Below are 19267 nucleotides of genomic sequence, written 5' to 3'. Positions count from 1 at the left end.
TTCTTGATTCCGTTGATCCACCCCGACCGCAACCGTACCGGATCCGACATCTGGGTGATGTTCGGCATTACGTCTAAGGCGTCCTCGTCGAAATTCGCCGAACTATAACGCCGAGCAGTCCCGCGATCGCCTGAAGCGGCAGCTCGACGGCGATCTGCCGGGCGAAGTCGCCGCCGCCGGATTTCTCGGCCGCGTCCTCGGGATGGTTCAGCGCAGCCGTGTTCGGCGCATGAGCCGCAGCATCGTCAGAGTCGTCTTCAGTTGCTTCTCGTAGGGCAGGCCGGCGCGTGCATTGAGCACCTGACGTTTCAGGACGCCGACATTAACGGTGTCGGTGTACTTGAGCAGGCCCTGATCGCCGTGCCGGGTGCCGACGCCGGATTGCTTCACGCCACCCGACGGTGTGGCTTTCGCGGCATAGGTGGCCACGAAGCCGTCGTTGATATTGATGTTCCCGGCTTCGAGCTGATCGGCAACGCGGTTGGCGCGGGGCAGGTTTCGGCTCCAGATGCTCGCGTTCAGGCCGTAGCTGGTGTCGTTGGCGAGCCGGATCGCCTCCTGCTCGTCGGTGAAGCGGTACACGCTGACCACCGGGCCGAAGGTCTCCAAGGTCGCGTGCGTCATCTCGGGTGTGACGTCGGTCAGTACGGTCGGCTCGTAGAAAGCGGGTCCGATGTCGGGTCGCGCCTTGCCGCCGGTCAATACTGTCGCGCCCTTCGCGCGGGCATCGTCCACATGCGCCGCGACGCGTTCCATGTGCTCGACCGACACCAGCGAACCGAACTCCGGTGCGTAGTTGTATGCCGCGCCGGCCTTTGATCCCAATTCCTCTGCGGCCGTGACCAATCGGCGCACGAACTCGTCGTACAAGCGGTCGTGCACGTAGATGCGCTCGATGTGCATACAGGCCTGACCGGAATTGGCGAACACCGCGAACGCCGCACCGGGGATCACGTCGTCGAGATTCGCGTCGTCCAGCACGATCATCGGGTTCTTGCCGCCGAGTTCCAGGCTGCACCCGATCAGGTTGCGGCCCGCGCCTTCGCCGACGATCCGGCCGGTCGCGGTCGAGCCGGTGAACATCACGAAGTCGGCGTTGTCGATCAGCGTCGGGCCGACCTCGGGGCCCTCACCACAGACCACCTGGAACAGCCCGCGCGGCAGCCCGGCCTTGTACAGCAGTTCCACTCCGAACAGCGCGCACAGTGCGGTCTTGTTGTCCGGTTTGAGGACAACGCCGTTGCCCGCCATCAGCGCGGGCATCGCATCCGATAGTGCGATGGCGAAGGGGAAGTTCCACGGTGCGATCACCGCGACGATGCCCTTGGGGCGGTGCTGCTCGGTGGAGGTGGTCAGCAGTGGCATCGGGCCGCCGCGCCGGACCGGTCGCAGTACCCGCTTGGCGGTCTTGAGGTAGTGGCTGATGACCATCGGCACGTCGCAGGATTCCTCGATGGCCATTCTGCGGGTCTTACCGCAGCCGATCTGGATGAGATCGGCAATGGTTTCGTGCTCGGCCAGGATCAGTTCGTGCGCACGCTCGAAAACGCGCAGTCTGCGTCGCAGTGGCCAGGCGGCCCATGCTTTCTGCGCGGCCCGCGCGGTCGCGTACGCGGCGGTGATATCCGCGGGGGTCGACTGCGGTAGCCGGCCGACCACCGACCCGGTGTAGACCTCGATCATCGGGAACGGCGCCGCGGCTTCGTCGGCGGCGACCATCCCGGTCAGCCTGCCGATCAACTCGTCGGTGATCCTGGCGGGCAGGGTGCGCGCCGATTCTGTGCTCGTTTCGGTTGTGCTCATCGGACTCTCCCAAGGGCAACGGCGGGTACGTTCGAATTAGAACACGTTCTCATTGTCGTGACCAGGCAGTTCGCGCAGTTGGACGGCATATTTCAACCCGCCTGATGATCCGGCGCACGGTCCGCCGAGTATTGCTTCGCCCAGCGATAGTCGGGCTTTCCGCTTGGTGCTCGCGATATCGCCGCCGCGATCCAAATCTGCCTCGGAACCTTGTAGCCCGCAAGGTGCCCGCGTACATGGCTTTCCAGCGCTGCGAAATCGAGCGCCCCCGTCACCGACACTACCGCTGCCACCTGCTGTCCCCAGCGTTCGTGCGGCACCCCGATCACCACCGCGTCGTAGATCGCGTCGTGCGCTTTCACCACGCTCTCGACCTCTTCGACGAACACTTTCTCGCCGCCGGTATTGACCACCATGTTGCCGCGGCCGATCAGCGTGACCGAACCGTCCCGCTCGGCCCGCGCGCGATCGTCGGTGACCACGATGCGAGTGCCGTCGACAGTGTGGAACAGCCGGTCGGTCTTCTTCTGGTCCTTGTAGTAGCCGATCGGCACCGCCCCGGTCTTGGCGAGCCAGCCCTCGGCTCCCGGTTCGACCGGCCGTCCCGCATCGTCGACCACCACCGCGCCGCGGCCGGTCTGCACCCTGGGACCGCGACCCGGATCATCGTCCTTCTGCGCGAAACCGATACCGCCGAAGCCGGTTTCCGACGATCCGATCGAATCCGAGACCACACTCGACGGAAACAGTTCCAGCAGAGTATTTTTCACCGGCTGCGAGAGCAACGCCGCACCGGATGCGATGGCGATGAGGCTGGACGCGTCTACCGGACGCGCGCGGTAGGTATCGATCAGCGGGCGGGCCATGGCGTCCCCGGTGATCACCATGATCTGCGGACGGCGCTGCGCGACCAGCTGCCAAACCCGTCGCGCATCGAATCGCGGCTCGAACATGACGGTATTGCCCGACCACAGCGCGGTGAAGGTCGGCATCATCGCCGCGGCGTGGATCAGCGGCGGCAGCACGAACCAGATACCGGGATCGACCTGCGCCCCGACCCGCGACTGTTGGTATTCGTCGGAAACCGGTACGCCGGTGTAGAAGTCGATGCCACCGCCGAGTACCCGCCACATGTCCTCCTGCCGCCACATGACGCCCTTCGGCAGGCCGGTGGTCCCGCCGGTGTACATCATGAAGAGGTCGTCCGGGCTGCGATCGGACGTGCGCCGGGTGGGTGAACCCGCGGCGAGGGCTTGTTCGAACGGCACCGGATCGGTCGCTGTCGACGCGTCGGCGGACGCTCGGTTGTCGACGACTATCAGGTGCCGCAGCGCGGGCACCAGAGCGGCGGCCTCGCGCGCCGCCTGCTCGTACTCCGCATGGTAGATCAGCACTTCGAGATCGGCATTGTCGTAGATGTAGCGCAATTCCGCTACGCCGTAGCGGTAGTTGATATTGATGGGGACCGCGCGGGCCTTGAAGCATGCGATCAACGTGGTCATCGTTTCGATGCTGTTGTGCATCTGAAAGCCGATGTGAGTGCCGGGGCCGACGCCGATCGAGCAGAGGTAGTCGGCCAGTCGGTCGGCTAGTGCGTCCAGGTCGCGGAAGGTGCGTGCGCGGTCGCCCTCGATCAGCGCGATTCGGTCCGGCATCGCGTCGACGGAGTGCTCGAACAGGTCGGCGAAATTGCGGGACATGGCAATTCACTCCTTCGATGCGTGCGTCAGAGCACGGTGAGTGGCAGCGGAATTCCGCGGTCTGTGAAGGTGAAGGACGCGCCGGTGCTGTATCGGGTGAGCGTCACCTCGGTTGCCTCACGGAATGGTTGTGGGGCCAGCGCCATTTCGACGGTCCAGCCGTGCTCGTCGGTGGCGACGGGGCGGGTGGCGAAGCGGGGGTTCACGCCCCTGGCCATCGCATCCAGCGGGGCGAGGTGGTCGGCGTCGATCATCGCGGGCCACGCGCCGTCGGCCCTTGCGGCACTGTGGTGCGGAATATGAAGCAGCACCGCATCACTGGTCTCGGTGATCTCTACGCCGGTGTAGGGCAGAGGATTCCAGGCCGGATGCGAGCGCAGCACTTCGGCAAGCGCCGCCGTGTCGTCGCCCAGCCGGAGCGCGTTCCGGATGCGTTCGGAGCTGATACCCGCGATGCCGGTGAAGTGCTTGCGGCCCATGCTCAACGCGGCGGCGCTACCGCCATCATCGCCGGTGGTCTCGGTCCCGAGCCTGGCACGCACCGCGATCATGAAGCCAAGGGTCAGCAGGTGGTGTTGCAGGCACACTTCGTCGGCGATGCGTACCAGTGCCGATTTCGAGAAGTCGGCGAATCGGAGATCGCTCAGCAGTGGGCCCGTGTAGTCCGCTCGACCCGGTCCTTCGGTGTCGATCGCACCGAGTTCTACACCGGCGGCGGCGGATTCGGCCACGAGCTGCGCATTCGGCGGTACCGGCGGCGGGGCGTTGGCGGGGTCGATGGTGACGGTCCACGCGCACATCGGGTGGCGGTCGGCTGGGCTGCGCGGCGGGCGGTGGATCGGTCGAATCTGCGCGTGCGCGTTGGTCGCCAGCGCGGTCGCGTCGAAGGTCGGATCCTCGATGGTGTGGCACATGGCGACCACGAATTCGTCGCCCATCGGTTCGACATCCATCAGCGCGCCACAGTGATCGAGCCAGAACTCTCCGTGGTCGCGGTCATGGATCCGGAACCGGAAGTCCATGAACTGCGGTGGCGCGCCGATATCGAGCTGTAGCCCCTTGAAGATGGTCGCCACATCGTCGCCGACGAAGCCGAGGGCGCGTTGCATGCGACGGGTGTAGACGGGGCTGGCGATCTGCCACTCTTCGATGGCGATCGCGGTCATCCCTTCGCGGCCGAATGCCCCGATGGCATGCGGCAGACCGGATCTATCGATCAACTGACCGCACAGCAGCAGTTCCGGAAGCAGGGTGGCCAGTGCCGCCCGTGGCAGCCGATCGAAGTTGCTGCGCGGCATACCTGTCACCACAGTGGAACCGGTGCTTCGCCGACTTTGTACCAGCCTGGCAGTTGCTTGCCGGACATCGAGCGCTGGATCCGCTTCTGCATGCCGGGCAGCAGCGCCTTGGCGGTGATCATCTCCAGGAACAGCTGAGAGACATTGCCGAAGTCGAAAAAGTCACGCTGCCAAGACCATTGGTAGTCGCCGCCGTAGCGGAACCAGCTGCCGCCGATACCTTCGGGACTGTAGTTGCGGCCATCGGGGCGTTTGGCGTCGGCCACCTGCTTCCAGAAGCCGATGACGCTGCCGTTGCGCTCGTCGATCACGAACTCCTGGTACGGATAGGACCAGCCCTCCAGCCCGTCCATCTCCTGGCCGAGGGCGAGCACCCGGATCTCCGCACGCCCGACGGCCATGAATTCCTGGGTCGGACCGTAATTCCAGCCGTAGGTGGCGTCCTCGGTGTACATCTCGGCCAGCGGTTTCCAGTCGCCCTTTTCCTCGCATCGCTGGTTCTCCAGCACCCAGCGCCGGACCATCTCGTCGAGTTCGTCGCGTTCGAAACCTGGCATTACCGTGTTCCTTTCGGTTCCGCGGCAGCTTCGTCCGCAATGATCGACAGTGCTCGGGTCGGGCAGTAGCGAACGGCCCGTTCGACATCCGCGCTCGCGTCGGCGCCGGGATTCGGATCGACGATTTCCACCTTTCCGCGCTTGGGCACGGTGAAGGTTTCCGGTGCCTCGTCCTGGCAGACGGCGTGTCCTTGGCACAGGTCGAGATCGGCGATGATCCTCAATGTTCGCTCCCGTCTCGCTTATTCGAGGCGCCGTCCGGAATCGGATGCAGCGGCGCCTCGGGTTGGACCTCGACAAGCACCAGGTGTGCGCCACGCGGTGTCGCGACCACGGCGACAACCGCGGCGGCCATGTCGCTGGCGCGCAGCATGTATCCGTGCCGGGCGAACCCCCAGGTCTTCCACGCCTCCAGCATCGGCCCGACCACTTCCGGGGTGGAGTTCATGCCCATGCCGGTCAATGTCGGACCTGGACGAACCAGTGATGCGCGAATTCCGGTGCCCTCCAACTCCATACGCATTTGCTGGGCCATTGCTTCGATACCCGCCTTCGCCGCGCTGTACGCGCCGGTGTGCGGGCGCGGCTCGACAGCGCAGTCGGAGCTGATCAACACGACATCGCCGCGTCGTCGCGCGATCATGCCGGGCAGTACCCGGTGCACCACCCGATGTGCGCCGACCAGATGCACTTGCACCTGTTGGAGGAACCGATCCGGTGCCATCTCGTGCACCGGGCTGAACTCGATATCGCCCGCACCGGAGACCAGGATCTCGGTGGGACCCAGTGCCGCCTCTGCCGCCGTCACGAATTCGTCGATCGAGGTGGCATCGGTGACATCCAGTTGGTGCGCGAACGCCTCGCCACCGCTGTCACGAATCTTCTGCGCTAGTGCCTCGCACTGGTCGACGCGGCGCGCACCGAGCGCGACGGGGTGCCCGAGTTCGGCAAACGCGAGCGCGGTCGCGGCTCCGATGCCGGAGGACGCACCGGCAACGATGGCGGGCCTACGCGTGGGATGAGGTTCGAAACGCGGCACTATTTCGCCTCCACGATGATGGGGAGCTCGGCGAACCCGCGCACGTTCGTCGAGTGCACGCGCACGATGCCCGAATCGACGACGTCGTAGGACCGGACCCGCGAGGCGAATTCGCGCAGTGCGACGCCCGCCTCCAGTCGGGCAAGGTGCGCACCGAGACAGAAATGGACGCCTGCGCCGAAGCTGGCGAGCCCGGCTTTGTCGGTACGCGCGATGCGATAGCTGTCGCCGTCGGTGAACACCTCGGGATCGCGATTGGCCGAGCCGATCAGCAGCAGCACCTTGGATCCCGCCGGGATGGTGCGGCCGTGCTGGTCGATGTCGACGGCGGCGCTGCGCGCGACCATCTGACTGGAGGTGTCGTAGCGCAGTGTCTCTTCGACCCAGTCGGTGACCAGCTCCGGTTCGGCGATGACACCGGCGTATTCGGCCGGGTTCTTCGCACCCCAGTACAGCGCGTTGCCGAGCAGCTTGGTCGTTGTCTCGTTGCCCGCGACGACCATCAGGAACATGAACCCGATGATTTCCTCGTCCGACATGGTGTCGCCGTCGATTTCGGCCTCCAGCAGTGCCGAGGTGAGGTCGGCCGTGGGGGCGCGCCTGCGTTCGGCGACCATGTCGCTGTAGTACCCGATGAGCCGGATCGAAGCCTCGACGGCGGGCATCGGGACATCCAGCACGCCGTCTTCACGGTGCACCACCAGATCCGCGAGCCTGCGTATTTCGGTGCGATCGGGTTCGGGTACGCCCATCAGCTCGGAGATCACGTCCATCGGTAGCTTGCCCGCGACCGCGTCGATCCAGTCGAAAGACCCTGTCGCCAAAGCGGGTTCGAGGTAGGACAGCGTCAGTTCCTTGATGCGGTCGGCCATTTCGGCCACCCGCTTGGGTGTGAAGCCCTTGTATACGAGCCTGCGCATTCGCAGGTGCCGTGGGTCGTCCATGGCGAGGAACGACATCACTCGGTGTGCGTGCGGACCCCAGGCCGCCGGATCCAGTGACACCCCGTTGGCGCTCGACAGCCGCACGCTGTCGCGGAATGCGCCGGTCACATCGGCATGCCGCGACAGTGCCCAGAAATCCAGCTCGGCGTTGTAGTACAACGGCGCCTCGGTGCGCAGCCGCTGATAAGTGGGGTACGGATCCTCGTGGAACCGGTAGTCGTATGGATCGAAAGTCAATGGTTGCACTGAAGCCGCCGTCATCGCGCCGTCCTGAAATTCGATAACGAGTTCTCGTCGGCGAAGTCTGTCGTATCGCCGTTGGGAGACATATAGCTGGACATGTGTCTGGACGGTACCATCGGCACATTCGTTCGACAACGATTCGGCGGTATTTGTGCGGGAATGACAAGGCGGCGTCGATGCCATGGGCGGGTGTCGAATAGTGTCGGAATTCGGCCAGGGCGGACGGCAAACCTGGAACAAGTTCTTGCGCCATATCGAGCGCTAGACTATATTCCGTACACGTGTCCAGACAGTATGGGAGCCCTTGATGAGCAGCCTTCTGCCCACCGCCGAATCCCGCCTGCTCATCGGCGGCAAGCTGGTGCCGGGCGCCGACGGCGTGTTCGACACCGTGAACCCGGCGACCGAAGAGATCATCGGCCAGGCCGCCAACGCGGGCGGCGCCGATATGGACGCGGCCATCGCCGCGGCGCGTACGGCGTTCGACGACACCGATTGGTCGCGCGACCACGCTTTCCGTGCGCGCTGCCTCGAACAGTTGCGCACCGCACTACAGGCGCACGTCGACGAATTGCGCGAGATCACCATCGCGGAGGCGGGCGCACCGACGATGCTGACGCGCGGCCCGCAGTTGGAGGGCCCGGTCGCCGACCTCGGCTACTGCGCCTCGCTCGCCGAAACCTACAACTGGGAAACCGATCTCGGGATCGCGGAGCCGATGGGCATCAAGTCCCGCCGGGTGCTGCGCAGGGAAGCGATCGGCGTGGTCGGCGCGATCACCCCGTGGAACTTCCCGCACCAGATCAACTTCGCGAAGCTCGGACCGGCGCTGGCGGCCGGAAATACGCTGGTACTCAAGCCTGCTCCCGACACGCCATGGTGCGCGGCGGCCGTTGGTGCGGTGATCGCCGAGCACACCGACATCCCGCCAGGCGTCGTCAATATCATCACCTCCGCCGATCACACGATCGGCGCGCGGCTCACCGTCGACCCGCGGGTCGACATGGTCAGCTTCACAGGCTCGACGCTGACCGGAAAAGCGGTGATGGCGGGTGCGGCGACGACGCTGAAGAAGGCCTTCCTCGAGCTCGGTGGCAAGTCCGCGTTCATCGTGCTCGATGACGCGAATCTCGCGGCGGCCGTTGGTGTCGCGGCGTTTTCGGTGTGTGTGCACGCGGGACAGGGTTGTGCGATCACCACCCGCCTGCTCGTCCCGCGCGCGGCCTACGACGACGCGGTACAGGTCGCCGCCGCCACGCTGAGCGGGATCGTGCCCGGCGACCCCGCGGATCCGAGGACCATCTGTGGCCCGCTGATCTCGCAGCGGCAGCGCGCCCGCGTCGAGCGCTATCTGGAGATCGCCGTCGCCGAGGGCGGGCGCATCGTCACCGGCGGCGGACGGCCCGCGAATCGCGAGCGCGGCTATTACATCGAACCGACGCTGATCGCTGACGTGGCGAACACCTCGACGGTCGCCCGCGAGGAGATCTTCGGCCCCGTGCTCGTCGTGATTCCCTACGACGGCGATGACGACGCGATCCGTATCGCCAACGATTCCCCGTACGGCCTCTCCGGCTCGGTCTGGGGCAGCGATCCGGACCGGATTCGGCGCGTCACCGAGGGGGTCCGAACCGGGACGCTGAGCGTGAACGGCGGCATTTGGTACTCCGCGGACGCACCATTCGGCGGATACAAGCAGTCCGGCATCGGCCGGGAGATGGGCATCGCCGGTTTCGAGGAATACCTCGAAACCAAGCTGATCGCCTACCAAGCCTGAATGAGAGGAACCGACTTCATGGCCCGTTTCGCGGGAAAGTCCGTCATTGTCACCGGTGCCGGGCAGGGGATCGGTGCGGTGTACGCGCGGGCCCTGGCATCCGAGGGTGCCAAAGTCGTTGTCGCCGACCGCAATGTGACAGGCGGCAAGGCTGTCGCGGAGAAGATCGTCGCCGATGGTGGGACGGCGATCTTCGGTGAGGTCGATGTCGCCGAACCCGAATCCGCCACGGCGCTTGCCGAATTGACCGTCGGAGAGTTCGGCGGCATCAATCACCTGGTCAACAACGCGGCCATCTACGGCGAGATGAAGCTCAATCTGCTGCTGAGCGTGCCGTGGGACTACTACAAGAAGTTCATGGGCGTGAACATGGACGGCGCACTGAACATGACCCGTGCGGTCTGGAAGCCCATGACGGCCTCGGGCGGCGGCTCGATCGTCAACCAATCATCGACCGCCGCATGGACATACTCGAGCTTTTACGGCTTGGCGAAGGTCGGGATCAACGGCCTGACCCAGCAGCTGGCCTTCGAGCTCGGCGGCTCCAAGATTCGTATCAACGCCATCGCGCCCGGCCCGATCGATACCGAGGCGACCAAGGCTGTGACGCCGGAGGTGATCGTCGCCGACATGGTGAACCGGCTGCCGCTCAAGCGGATGGGGACACCGGAGGATCTGGTCGGAGCCTGCCTCTACCTGCTTTCGGACGAGGCGAGCTGGGTGACCGGTCAGATCTTCAATGTCGATGGCGGACAGGTGTTCCGGTCATGAGCACAGGTGCGGGCGGTGAATTCCGGGTCGGCTTCATCGGTCTCGGCAATATGGGTGCGCCGATGGCGAAGCGGCTACTGGAGTGGTCCGGCGGACTCACTGTGTGTGACATGCGTGCCGAGGCCGTCCAGCCGTTCACCGACGCGGGAGCCGTTGCCGTTGGCACCGCGCGGGAGGTCGCGAAGCAGGCCGCCGTCATCTCGGTGACGGTGTTGAACGACGAGCAGGTCCGTGCGGTGGTCGCGGGGCCCGACGGGATCCTGCGCGCCGCCGCACCGGGAACCGTGATCGCCGTGCACTCCACGATCGGTGATCGGACCGCCGAAGAATTGGCGATCGTGTGTGCCGAACATGGCGTCGAACTCGTGGACGCCCCGGTGAGCGGCGGCGCACCGGGTGCGCAGCGCGGCAGACTCGCCGTGATGGTCGGCGGCAGTGAGACGGCCTTCGAGCGGGTGCGCGGCCCCTTCGGCTGCTTCGCCGATCTCGTCGTGCACGCGGGCCCGGTGGGTGCGGGAACCCGAATGAAGTTGGCCCGCAACCTACTCCACTTCGTCGCCTTCACCGCCGCGTCCGAGGCGCAACGCCTCGCCGAAGCCGCCGACCTGGACATCACCACACTCGGCAAGGTCGTGCGTCATTCCGACGCGGTCACCGGCGGCCCAGGGGCCATCATGCTGCGCGACCGGACCGCCCCGATCGAGGTCGGCGACTTCTGGCTGCCCATCCTCGGCCACGTCCGTGACCTCGGCGAAAAGGACCTCACCCTCGCACTCGACCTCGGCACCCGGCTCGGCGTCGAGCTGCCGCTGGCCGAACTCGCCCTCGACCGGCTCGGTCCAGGGCTTGGCGTCGTATCCGAGCCCGCGTCAGCAGAAAGGGAATCCCGATGAGCGACAACGCTTCCAACGGTGCTGCGGCCGACTCCGTCCGTCAGCGCGGGCTGGCGAAGATGGCCGAGGTCTACGGCACCGAGTTCCAGGACTACCCAGGCGCACACTTCGCCGCCACCGCCGATCACCTCTTCGCCGATATCTGGTCCCGCCCGGCGCTCACAGTGCGCGACCGCCGACTGATCCTGCTCGGCGCGCTGACCGCCCAGGGCGCTATCGACACCGCGGGCATCCAGATCGGCGCCGCGCTGCGTAACGAAGAGTTGACCGAGGAGCAGCTGCACGAGATCGCGCTGTTCCTCTGCCACTACGTCGGCTGGCCGAACGGAACCAAGCTCGACCTGCTGGTCGGGACCATCGTCGGACAACAGAAGAAGGCCGCGCGCAAGAAAGCGGAGGAGCAGTCCGAATCGGCATCGAGTCGCGAAGCTCGACCTGTGCGGCCAGGCACGGCACAGTAGGCGACAGCACAGGGTGGCCGGAGCGGGTGCGGTTCGAGTGAGCAGTACATCGCGACAATGCGCAGGGTCCGACCGAGTAGAAGAGTGAGGAACACGAAAAATGTCTGATGCCGCGACAATTCGGCCGCTGCGTGCCAGCGAGATCTCCGAGTGGGACAAGGAGGCCGACGTCGTCGTTGCCGGATACGGGATAGCCGGTGTGTGCGCGGCGATCGAGTCCGCGCGCGCGGGCGCCGATGTGCTGATACTGGAACGCACAGGTGGCTGGGGTGGTGCGGCCGCCATGGCGGGCGGATTCATCTATCTCGGCGGTGGCACCCCACTTCAGCAGGCACTCGGTTTCGATGACACACCCGAGAACATGGAGACGTTTCTACTCGCGGCGCTCGGTCCCGGCGTCGACAAGGCCAAGATCGCCGACTACTGCCAGGGCAGCGTCGAACATTACAAGTGGCTCGTCTCGTGCGGGGTGCCGTTCCGCGAGACGTTCTGGGGTCAGCCCGGCTGGGAGCCGCCGCACGACGAGGGGCTGATGTATTCCGGCGGCGAGAACGCCGCGCCGTTCAACGCGATAGCGAAACCCGCTCCGCGCGGGCATGTTCCGCAGATGGCGGATAAGCGAATCGGGCAGAAGAGCGGCGGCTACATGCTCATGAAGCCGCTCGCCGAGACCGCGGAGGGACTCGGTGTCCGTGTCGAATACGACACCAGGATCCGGCGTCTGATCGTCGACCACACCGACCGTGTCGTCGGCGTGCTCGCCACCCAGTTCGGTAAGCAGGTCGCCATCAGAGCCGAGCGCGGCGTCGTTCTTGCCACCGGCAGTTTCGCCTATCACCAGAAGATGATCGAGGGCTATGCGCCGCGGCTGATCGGCAGGCCCGCCGCCGCGATCGAGGAGCACGACGGCATCGGCATTCTGGTGGCCCAAGCCCTCGGGGCCGAGCTTGCGCATATGGACGCAACCGAGGTCGCGTTCTTCGGCGACCCGCAGATGATGGCGCGCGGCATTCTGGTCAACGGGCGCGGCCAGCGGTACATCCCCGAGGACACCTATCCGGGACGGATCGGGCAGGCGACGCTCATTCAGCAGGACAACCAGGCGTATCTGATCATCGACGAGCAATCTCTGGAGGCCGCGCTGGCCACCGAGACCTCCACCCCCTTCTTCCGGCAGCCACCGACCTGGGCGGCCGAGACTGTCGCCGAACTCGAGGCCGACATGGGCCTGCCGAGGCTGGCATTGCAGGGCACCGTCGACGCCTACAACCTGCATGCCGCTGACGGCAAAGATCCGCTGCTCGGCAAGAAGCCGGAGTGGGTCGAGCCGATCGGCAGCCCGCTCGCGGCGTTCGACATGCGCGGTTTCACCGCGGGCTTCACCCTCGGCGGTCTGCGTACCGACCTCGACTCCAGGGTCATGCACGTCTCGGGTGAGCCGATCGCCGGATTGTTCGCCGCTGGCCGCTGCACCTCCGGCCTCTGCGCGGGTGGCTACGTCAGCGGCGCCTCGCTCGGCGACGGCAGCTTCTATGGCCGCCGCGCCGGCCTCGCCGCCGCCAAGTAGGGTTTAGACACATGTCTGAAGACGAGTCCATCATCTTGGAGGCGACCAGGCGTCGCCTCACCGAGAAGCAGGCAGACACGGTCGACAAGCTCACCAGAGCGGCGGTGGAAGTCCTTGCCCGCGAGGGCTTTGCGGGGATGACCATCCGCATGGTCGCCGCGACGGCCGGTGTCGGCACCGCGACGGCCTATACCTATTTCTCCTCCAAGGAGCACCTCGTCGCCGAAATCTTCTGGCGTCGATTGGTTTCCGGCTCGTCTCCGGCCAGCGAGGACCCCGACCCCACGGTCCGGGTCGTCGCGGAACTGCGCAATATCGCCCTGCTCGTCGCCGACGAGCAGGAACTGTCCGGCGCTGTCACCAGCGCACTGCTGGGGCGCGATCCCGATGTCGCGCACCTGCGGGCCCGTATCGGGGCCGAGATCCGCAAACGCCTGATGCGCGCTCTCGGGCCCGACCCGGATCTGGATGTCGTCGAATCGTTGGAACTCCTCTACGCGGGAGCCCTGGTCCGTGCCGGAATGGGCTACGCCTCCTACTCCGAAATCGCCGACCGGCTGGAGAAATCCGCGCTACTCATCCTCGAGTAGCGCCGAACCCGTTTTCTCTGATCGTGTCGGAACGGGGCACGGTCACCATCGCATTACTTCAGACGTAATGGACTTGGTTACCTCGGTCGCCGCAAGATGGTGAGGCACACGATGATTGGAGAATCCGATGCCTTACTTCGACTCACACGACGGCACCCGCCTGCACTACCAGGATTGGGGCAGCGGACGACCGGTGGTGTTCATGGCAGGTGGGTGGTTGAGCAGCAGTTCCTGGGAGTTGCAGATGCTCCCGCTGTCTCGGCAGGGCCTGCGATGCCTGTCCTATGACCGGCGCGGACACGGGAAGTCCGACTGGGTCGGGCACGGCTACGACTACGACAGCCTGTCCGAGGACTTTGCCGCCTTCCTGGAACACCTCGACCTCCACGAGGTCACAGTGGTCGCGCACTCGATGGCGGGCGGCGAACTGGTCCGGTATCTGACGCGGCACGGCGATGACCGAATCAGCCGAATCGCACTGGTCTCGGTCACCCTGCCGTTCCCCGCGCAGACCGCCGACAATCCGGATGGCATCCCGAAAGCCGTTGCTGACGCGGTGAATGCGACAAGGGCGGCCGACCGACCGCGCTGGATGGAGCAGAACACGCAGGCATTCTTCGCGACCCACCTCGGCAACGAAGTGTCCTCCGCGCGCATGGCGTGGATGGTGCAGAAGTGCATGGATTGCTCGCTGCTGGCGTCCGACGAGATCATGCAGTCGATCTTCACTACCGATTTTCGGGCGGAGTTGCCGGAAATCACGCTGCCGACCTTGATTATCCACGGCGACGCCGACGCCTCCGCGCCGATCGACCTGTGCGGTCGCAAGGTCAAGGACCTGATACCCGGCAGCACCTACAAGGAATACCCGGCAACCGGCCATGGCATCATGATCAGCCACGCCGATCAGCTCAACGCCGACATCCTCGACTTCCTCGGGTCCTGATCCGTCCGCGCCGCCCGTCTCCAGCAGTGGTAACCCGCTTACATTGCGCTGGATCGTTGGGGTACAGATACTTCCGAATAGTACGTTTTGGTGACGCGCCGCCCCGACCGAGCAGGTCCGGGCGGCGCTGTTGTTTCCTTGATTAGGGCAGATGCCCGATACCGATCGTCTATTCCAGTGTCTAACGTCCCCGGTCAAGACCACAGATCGTGAGGAGACTGCCGGTGATCGATATCCGCACTCCTTCCCCCCTGGATGTCGAGGCCGCGGCCGAGCGCATTGCCGGACTCGTTCGACCGGTCACCGTGATGGCGGCGGGCCCGGAATACGGCCTCGGGGCGGAGATTTTCCTCGCGCTCGAATTCATGCAGCACACCGGCTCGTTCCAGGCACGCGGTGCGGCCAATCTGTTCGCCGCCATGCTCGCGGCGGGAACCATGCCCGATGCGGGCATTGTTTCCACGACCGATCACAACGCGGACATCGGATTCGCTTGGGCGGCACGGCTATTCGGCATTCCCACCACGGTCTTCCTCGCGGAGTCGGCGACGCCGGCCCGCGCCGATCGGCTGCGCGGATTGGGCGCCCGGGTTCGGATCGGCGGCTGGACACAGGATCAGGCGAACGACAACGCGAGTCGGTTCACGGCGCGTACCGGCGCGATCGACGCCCATACCTTCGACGACAATCTGACATCGGCTGGCGCGGGCACGCTCCTGCTCGAATGTCTCACCGCCATACCGAAATTGGACACCATCGTGCTCGCCGTCGGTGCGGGCGGCCTGTTCCCCGGAGTCACCGCGGTCGCCGCGGGCCGCGGCATCCGCGTTGTCGGCGCAGAGCCGGATGGGAGTCGTGCGCCGCACGCGCTCTCCTCGGCACGAGCGCGGGCCGCGGATGTACGGACGTTCGTAGTCGAGGACGACGCGATCGGTCTGGCTCGCAGATCCCTGTGGGAGGGCTACCGGATGGTCGTGGAACACGACGCCGCCACGGCCCTTGCGGTGCTGACGACCGGTGCGTACCGGCCGAGCAAGGGGGAGCGGGTCGGGGTGATCCTGTGCGGAGCCAACACCGACCCTGCTGACCTGGGAGCCTGGATCGATACTCGAGCTATCGGGGATGTCCCTGATGGCGCGGTAGCGCAATCGCAGACAGACTGGGTTGCATGACTTCGCACGCTGTGGGTACCGACACCGCCGAACCGGCGGCTCCGACCGATGTAGCGGCACGTGCCATCGACTTGTCGAAGGTCTACGGGGCGGGAGATACGCTGGTCACGGCGCTGGACGGCGTGTCGGTCGAGTTCGGGAAGGGGGAGTTCACCGCGATCATGGGGCCATCGGGTTCCGGCAAGTCGACGCTGATGCACTGCCTCGCCGGCCTCGACAGCGCCAGTTCGGGGTCGGTACGGATCGGCGATACCGATCTGCCGGGACTGTCGGACAAGCAGATGACGCGGCTGCGGCGCGACCGGATCGGCTTCGTGTTCCAGGCGTTCAACCTGGTGCCGACGTTGACCGCGCTGGAGAACATCACACTGCCGCTGGACATCGCCGGTCGCAAGCCCGACCAGGACTGGCTGGACACGGTGCTCAAGCGGCTCGGGCTGACCGACCGGCTCACCCACCGGCCCAGTGAGCTTTCCGGCGGACAGCAGCAGCGCGTGGCGTGTGCGCGGGCACTGGCGGGTAAGCCGGAGATTGTCTTCGGCGACGAGCCGACCGGCAATCTGGACTCGCGAGCCTCTGAGGAGGTGTTGAACATCCTGCGGGCCGCGGTGGACGAATTCGGGCAGACGGTGGTCATCGTCACCCACGAACCGCACGCAGCGGGCTATGCCGACCGGGTGATCTTCCTTGCCGACGGAAAGATCGTCGACGAACTGCGCGATCCGACATCGGAGTCGGTGCTCGACAAGATGAAGTCACTGGAGCAGGCGTGAGCGAGCGACGGTCCTGCTCGGCATCCCGCAAGATCCAGGAGCAGCAGTGATGGCCGGTAGCCCGATGCGCAAGGTGGCCTTGCGCAATCTCGCCGCGCACAAGGTGCGACTGGCTTTGACCCTGCTATCGGTGGTGCTCGGTACCGCGTTCATCGCGGGGTCGTTCGTGTTCACCGATACCTTGCAACGCACCTTCGACGGGATCTTCGCCAATCAGGCGAAGGGCGTCGACGTTCGGGTGAGCCCCAAGGAACGACAGGCCCTCGGCGTTCCACAGAGTCTGGTGGACCAGATTGCCAGGATGGATGGGGTTCGGACCGTCGCGCCGAGCGTGAACGGCCCCGTGGTGCTGCTGTATCCGGACGGCAAGAAGGCCGTACAGACCGGTGGCGCGCCCACTTTCGGGCAGTCGTACCTGCCGCCGGAGAAGGCGGTCGCGGAACCGGACAAGCTCGTCGAGGGCGCCGCACCCACGCGGGAGGGCGAGATCGCGATCAATACCGGCGGCGCCGAACGCGCCGGGCTGAAGGTGGGGGACAAGACCAAAGTCCTCATCCCGTCGCACGGTCCACCCATCGACGTCACGGTGACCGGCATCTACCAGGTGGCTTCCGATACCGGCGGCTTCATCGGGCTGCTGTTCGATGACACGCAGGCCCGCAAGCTGTTCACCGACGGCACGCATGTCGCCTATGTCGATATCGCCGCGGCGGGCATCCCCGGCGATCAGTTGCGCGATCAGCTCTCGGCCACCTTGAAGGATTACAAGGTGCAGAACGGCGAGCAGGTGCGCGCCGATATGAAGAAGGAAATCTCCAACGCGCTGAACTTCATCAACTACTTTCTGCTCGCCTTCGGTGCGATCGCGCTGATCGTCGGCACGTTCATCATCTACAACACCTTCTCGATGATCGTGGCGCAGCGGCTGCGTGAACTGGCGCTGTTGCGCGCGGTCGGCGCCAGCAGGCAGCAGGTCGGTCGTTCGGTGGTCGCGGAGGCCTTCGTTATCGGGTTGATCGGTAGCGCAATCGGATTGGCGGGCGGTGTCGGTCTGGCGTTCGGGCTTTCCGCGCTGCTCAACGCCTTCGATCTCGGGCTGCCGACCGGTTCGATGGCGGTGCTACCGCGCACGATCGTGGTCGGCATGCTCGTCGGACTGCTGGTCACCATGGTGAGTGCCTATGCGCCGGCGCGACGGGCCGCGAAGATTCCGCCCGTCGAGGCGATGCGAGAGGAATTCGCTTCTGCCGGTGACTCTTTGCGGCTTCGCACCCTGATCGGTGCGTTGCTCGCGGTGGCGGGCGCGGTCCTCGTGGTGATCGGCGCGCAATCCACCGGCGGTAATGCGGCTTTGACGGTGGGCATCGGTGCGCTGGCCCTGATACTGGCGGTGTTGCTCGCCGCGCCCGCGGTATCGCGGCCGGTGGTCGCGGTGCTCGGGGTGTTGATTCGCCCGTTCGGGCCGATCGGCCGGATGGCGCGCAACAATGCCGCCCGTAACCCGCGTCGCACGGCCGCAACGGCTTTCGCGCTCACCCTCGGGTTGATGCTGGTGACCGCGATCGGCATGCTCGGCGCCTCGGCGAAGGCGAGTGTGAGCGTGCTTGTCGACAAGGGTGTGCAGGCCGACTATGTGCTGGCAGGGCCGCAGCTGATCGGGGTGCCGCTCGGTGCGGGTGACGCGGTGCGCAAGTCGGTGCCGCAGGTGGCCGATGTGGTCGGGATTCGCGGTGTCGGCTTCAAGGTCGGCGACGATCAGATCCTCGGAACCGCACCGGACGGGCCGCTCGACAGTGTGCTGAACTACGACATAGTGCGCGGCACCGATACGATCGGCGATCACGATGTGCTCGTGTCGGAGGACGAGGCCGACAAGCGGGGTTGGAAGGTCGGCGATCACGTCGACCTGGTCAGCCTGGACGCGAAGAAGATTCAGGTGACCGTGACCGGCATCTACAAGAAGACGCCGCTGCTCGGCCCGATGGTGGTGTCGCCGAAGATGTATGACGAGACCATGCCGGTCAACTTCCGGACCAATTTCCTGATACTGGTCAAGGCGAAGCCCGGCGCCGATCTCACCGAGATGCGCGCCGACCTGGAGAAGGCGACCGAGCAGTTCGTGGTCGTTCAGGTACAGGACCGCGAGGAGTTCAAAGGCGCACAGGGCAAACAGATCAACACCCTGCTCGCGATCCTCTACGGCCTACTCGCGCTGGCAGTGGTGATCGCGATCCTCGGCATCGTCAATACCTTGGCGCTGTCGGTGGTAGAGCGTCGTCGAGAGATCGGCATGTTGCGCGCGGTCGGAATGCAGCGAGCCCAAATACGGCGAACCATCTATCTGGAATCGATGCTGATCGCGGTGTTCGGCGCGATCGTCGGCATGCTGCTCGGCCTCGGCCTCGGCGTCGGCTTCCTGCGCACCCTGCGCGACCTGGGGATCGATCAGATCGCGATCCCATGGAACCAACTGGTGCTGATGCTGGTGAGCTCAGCCGTCGTCGGCGTACTCGCGGCTCTCTGGCCCGGTATCCGTGCGGCACGCACGCCGCCATTGGCAGCCATCGCGGATTTGTAGAGACTTCCGTCCGCTGACCTACCGGCCGGTGTTGCCCGAAAAGGTGACACCGGCCGTCTACGTTGCGGGCCCTGCCGCGCTGTCGTGATCGTGCCGGGACCGTGGAGGCGTAGCGAGATCGGCAGGTCGCTGGTTGCGGCAGATCGCCGTATTTC

At 65.6% G+C, this 19267-nt stretch carries 17 protein-coding genes; 10 read left to right on the top strand and 7 right to left on the bottom strand.

Translation table 11 applies throughout. The annotated features are described in order from the left end of the window. Positions 1 to 207: 207 nt before the first annotated feature. The 7 genes from ACLMAJ_RS00710 to ACLMAJ_RS00680 form a co-directional block, all read right to left on the bottom strand. Positions 208 to 1803 (bottom strand): succinic semialdehyde dehydrogenase, encoded by a 1596-nt coding sequence (locus ACLMAJ_RS00710; RefSeq protein ID WP_412011462.1) that lies wholly within the window; start codon positions 1801 to 1803, stop codon positions 208 to 210. Between the two features lie 92 nt (positions 1804 to 1895). Beyond that, a complete protein-coding gene (locus tag ACLMAJ_RS00705) occupies positions 1896 to 3503 on the bottom strand; it encodes an acyl-CoA synthetase (protein ID WP_412011461.1) in 1608 nt (535 codons plus the stop codon). A 26-nt stretch (positions 3504 to 3529) separates the two neighbouring features. Further along, a complete protein-coding gene (locus tag ACLMAJ_RS00700) occupies positions 3530 to 4801 on the bottom strand; it encodes a hypothetical protein (RefSeq protein ID WP_412011460.1) in 1272 nt (423 codons plus the stop codon). 5 nt (positions 4802 to 4806) lie between these two features. Continuing rightward, positions 4807 to 5358, bottom strand: coding sequence for a Cif family virulence factor (locus ACLMAJ_RS00695; RefSeq protein ID WP_412011459.1), 552 nt, complete (start codon positions 5356 to 5358; stop codon positions 4807 to 4809). Further along, positions 5358 to 5582: a ferredoxin gene (locus ACLMAJ_RS00690; protein WP_412011458.1), complete on the bottom strand. Its 225-nt coding sequence runs from the start codon at positions 5580 to 5582 to the stop codon at positions 5358 to 5360. The genes ACLMAJ_RS00695 and ACLMAJ_RS00690 overlap by 1 nt, the downstream gene beginning before the upstream one ends. After that, the gene (locus ACLMAJ_RS00685; RefSeq protein WP_412011457.1) at positions 5579 to 6397 is read right to left on the bottom strand and encodes an SDR family oxidoreductase; all 819 of its coding nucleotides are present in this window, start codon (positions 6395 to 6397) and stop codon (positions 5579 to 5581) included. Before ACLMAJ_RS00685 ends, ACLMAJ_RS00690 begins: the two co-directional genes overlap by 4 nt. Continuing rightward, the gene (locus ACLMAJ_RS00680; protein ID WP_412011456.1) at positions 6397 to 7602 is read right to left on the bottom strand and encodes a cytochrome P450; all 1206 of its coding nucleotides are present in this window, start codon (positions 7600 to 7602) and stop codon (positions 6397 to 6399) included. The genes ACLMAJ_RS00685 and ACLMAJ_RS00680 overlap by 1 nt, the downstream gene beginning before the upstream one ends. Before the next feature lie 289 nt (positions 7603 to 7891). On the opposite strand from ACLMAJ_RS00680, the gene ACLMAJ_RS00675 reads away from it, so the two are divergent. The 10 genes from ACLMAJ_RS00675 to ACLMAJ_RS00630 all read left to right on the top strand — a co-directional run bounded on the left by ACLMAJ_RS00675 (position 7892) and on the right by ACLMAJ_RS00630 (position 19112). Continuing rightward, entirely contained in the window at positions 7892 to 9361 is a 1470-nt protein-coding gene (locus ACLMAJ_RS00675) for an aldehyde dehydrogenase (RefSeq protein ID WP_412011455.1), read from the top strand. An 18-nt stretch (positions 9362 to 9379) separates the two neighbouring features. Further along, positions 9380 to 10132 carry an SDR family oxidoreductase gene (locus ACLMAJ_RS00670; RefSeq protein WP_412011997.1) on the top strand — a complete coding sequence of 251 codons (753 nt, stop codon included), beginning with the start codon at positions 9380 to 9382 and terminating at the stop codon, positions 10130 to 10132. Beyond that, positions 10129 to 11025, top strand: a complete 897-nt coding sequence (locus ACLMAJ_RS00665) for an NAD(P)-dependent oxidoreductase (RefSeq protein WP_412011454.1) — start codon at positions 10129 to 10131, stop codon at positions 11023 to 11025. The genes ACLMAJ_RS00670 and ACLMAJ_RS00665 overlap by 4 nt, the downstream gene beginning before the upstream one ends. After that, positions 11022 to 11486 (top strand): carboxymuconolactone decarboxylase family protein, encoded by a 465-nt coding sequence (locus ACLMAJ_RS00660; protein ID WP_412011453.1) that lies wholly within the window; start codon positions 11022 to 11024, stop codon positions 11484 to 11486. Before ACLMAJ_RS00665 ends, ACLMAJ_RS00660 begins: the two co-directional genes overlap by 4 nt. Positions 11487 to 11586: 100 nt before the next feature. Then, positions 11587 to 13053, top strand: coding sequence for an FAD-dependent oxidoreductase (locus ACLMAJ_RS00655; RefSeq protein ID WP_412011452.1), 1467 nt, complete (start codon positions 11587 to 11589; stop codon positions 13051 to 13053). Positions 13054 to 13064: 11 nt separating this feature from the next. Then, the gene (locus ACLMAJ_RS00650) at positions 13065 to 13643 is read left to right on the top strand and encodes a TetR/AcrR family transcriptional regulator (RefSeq protein WP_412011451.1); all 579 of its coding nucleotides are present in this window, start codon (positions 13065 to 13067) and stop codon (positions 13641 to 13643) included. 127 nt (positions 13644 to 13770) lie between these two features. Beyond that, positions 13771 to 14589: an alpha/beta fold hydrolase gene (locus ACLMAJ_RS00645; RefSeq protein ID WP_412011450.1), complete on the top strand. Its 819-nt coding sequence runs from the start codon at positions 13771 to 13773 to the stop codon at positions 14587 to 14589. 224 nt (positions 14590 to 14813) lie between these two features. Further along, positions 14814 to 15761, top strand: coding sequence for a pyridoxal-phosphate dependent enzyme (locus ACLMAJ_RS00640; protein WP_412011449.1), 948 nt, complete (start codon positions 14814 to 14816; stop codon positions 15759 to 15761). Then, entirely contained in the window at positions 15758 to 16534 is a 777-nt protein-coding gene (locus tag ACLMAJ_RS00635) for an ABC transporter ATP-binding protein (RefSeq protein WP_412011448.1), read from the top strand. Before ACLMAJ_RS00640 ends, ACLMAJ_RS00635 begins: the two co-directional genes overlap by 4 nt. 49 nt (positions 16535 to 16583) lie before the next feature. Beyond that, on the top strand, positions 16584 to 19112 hold the full coding sequence (locus ACLMAJ_RS00630) for an ABC transporter permease (RefSeq protein ID WP_412011447.1): 2529 nt from the start codon (positions 16584 to 16586) through the stop codon (positions 19110 to 19112). The last annotated feature ends 155 nt before the right edge of the window (positions 19113 to 19267 follow it).

This window comes from Nocardia arseniciresistens (assembly GCF_046764875.1).
Taxonomy (GTDB): Bacteria; Actinomycetota; Actinomycetes; order Mycobacteriales; family Mycobacteriaceae; genus Nocardia; species Nocardia arseniciresistens.
The sequence above is the reverse complement of the archived record's forward strand: the minus strand, read 5'-3'. Positions and strand labels throughout refer to the sequence as shown.

Bases quoted from the DNA above. Each gene is read 5' to 3' on its own strand.
- ACLMAJ_RS00645 (WP_412011450.1), top strand. From the start codon at position 13,771: ATGCCTTACTTCGACTCACACGACGGCACCCGCCTGCACTACCAGGAT.
- ACLMAJ_RS00695 (WP_412011459.1), bottom strand. From the start codon at position 5,358: ATGCCAGGTTTCGAACGCGACGAACTCGACGAGATGGTCCGGCGCTGG.
- ACLMAJ_RS00660 (WP_412011453.1), top strand. From the start codon at position 11,022: ATGAGCGACAACGCTTCCAACGGTGCTGCGGCCGACTCCGTCCGTCAG.
- ACLMAJ_RS00630 (WP_412011447.1), top strand. From the start codon at position 16,584: ATGGCCGGTAGCCCGATGCGCAAGGTGGCCTTGCGCAATCTCGCCGCG.
- ACLMAJ_RS00675 (WP_412011455.1), top strand. From the start codon at position 7,892: ATGAGCAGCCTTCTGCCCACCGCCGAATCCCGCCTGCTCATCGGCGGC.
- ACLMAJ_RS00705 (WP_412011461.1), bottom strand. From the start codon at position 3,503: ATGTCCCGCAATTTCGCCGACCTGTTCGAGCACTCCGTCGACGCGATG.
- ACLMAJ_RS00680 (WP_412011456.1), bottom strand. From the start codon at position 7,602: ATGACGGCGGCTTCAGTGCAACCATTGACTTTCGATCCATACGACTAC.
- ACLMAJ_RS00665 (WP_412011454.1), top strand. From the start codon at position 10,129: ATGAGCACAGGTGCGGGCGGTGAATTCCGGGTCGGCTTCATCGGTCTC.
- ACLMAJ_RS00650 (WP_412011451.1), top strand. From the start codon at position 13,065: ATGTCTGAAGACGAGTCCATCATCTTGGAGGCGACCAGGCGTCGCCTC.
- ACLMAJ_RS00700 (WP_412011460.1), bottom strand. From the start codon at position 4,801: ATGCCGCGCAGCAACTTCGATCGGCTGCCACGGGCGGCACTGGCCACC.
- ACLMAJ_RS00710 (WP_412011462.1), bottom strand. From the start codon at position 1,803: ATGAGCACAACCGAAACGAGCACAGAATCGGCGCGCACCCTGCCCGCC.
- ACLMAJ_RS00635 (WP_412011448.1), top strand. From the start codon at position 15,758: ATGACTTCGCACGCTGTGGGTACCGACACCGCCGAACCGGCGGCTCCG.
- ACLMAJ_RS00670 (WP_412011997.1), top strand. From the start codon at position 9,380: ATGGCCCGTTTCGCGGGAAAGTCCGTCATTGTCACCGGTGCCGGGCAG.
- ACLMAJ_RS00655 (WP_412011452.1), top strand. From the start codon at position 11,587: ATGTCTGATGCCGCGACAATTCGGCCGCTGCGTGCCAGCGAGATCTCC.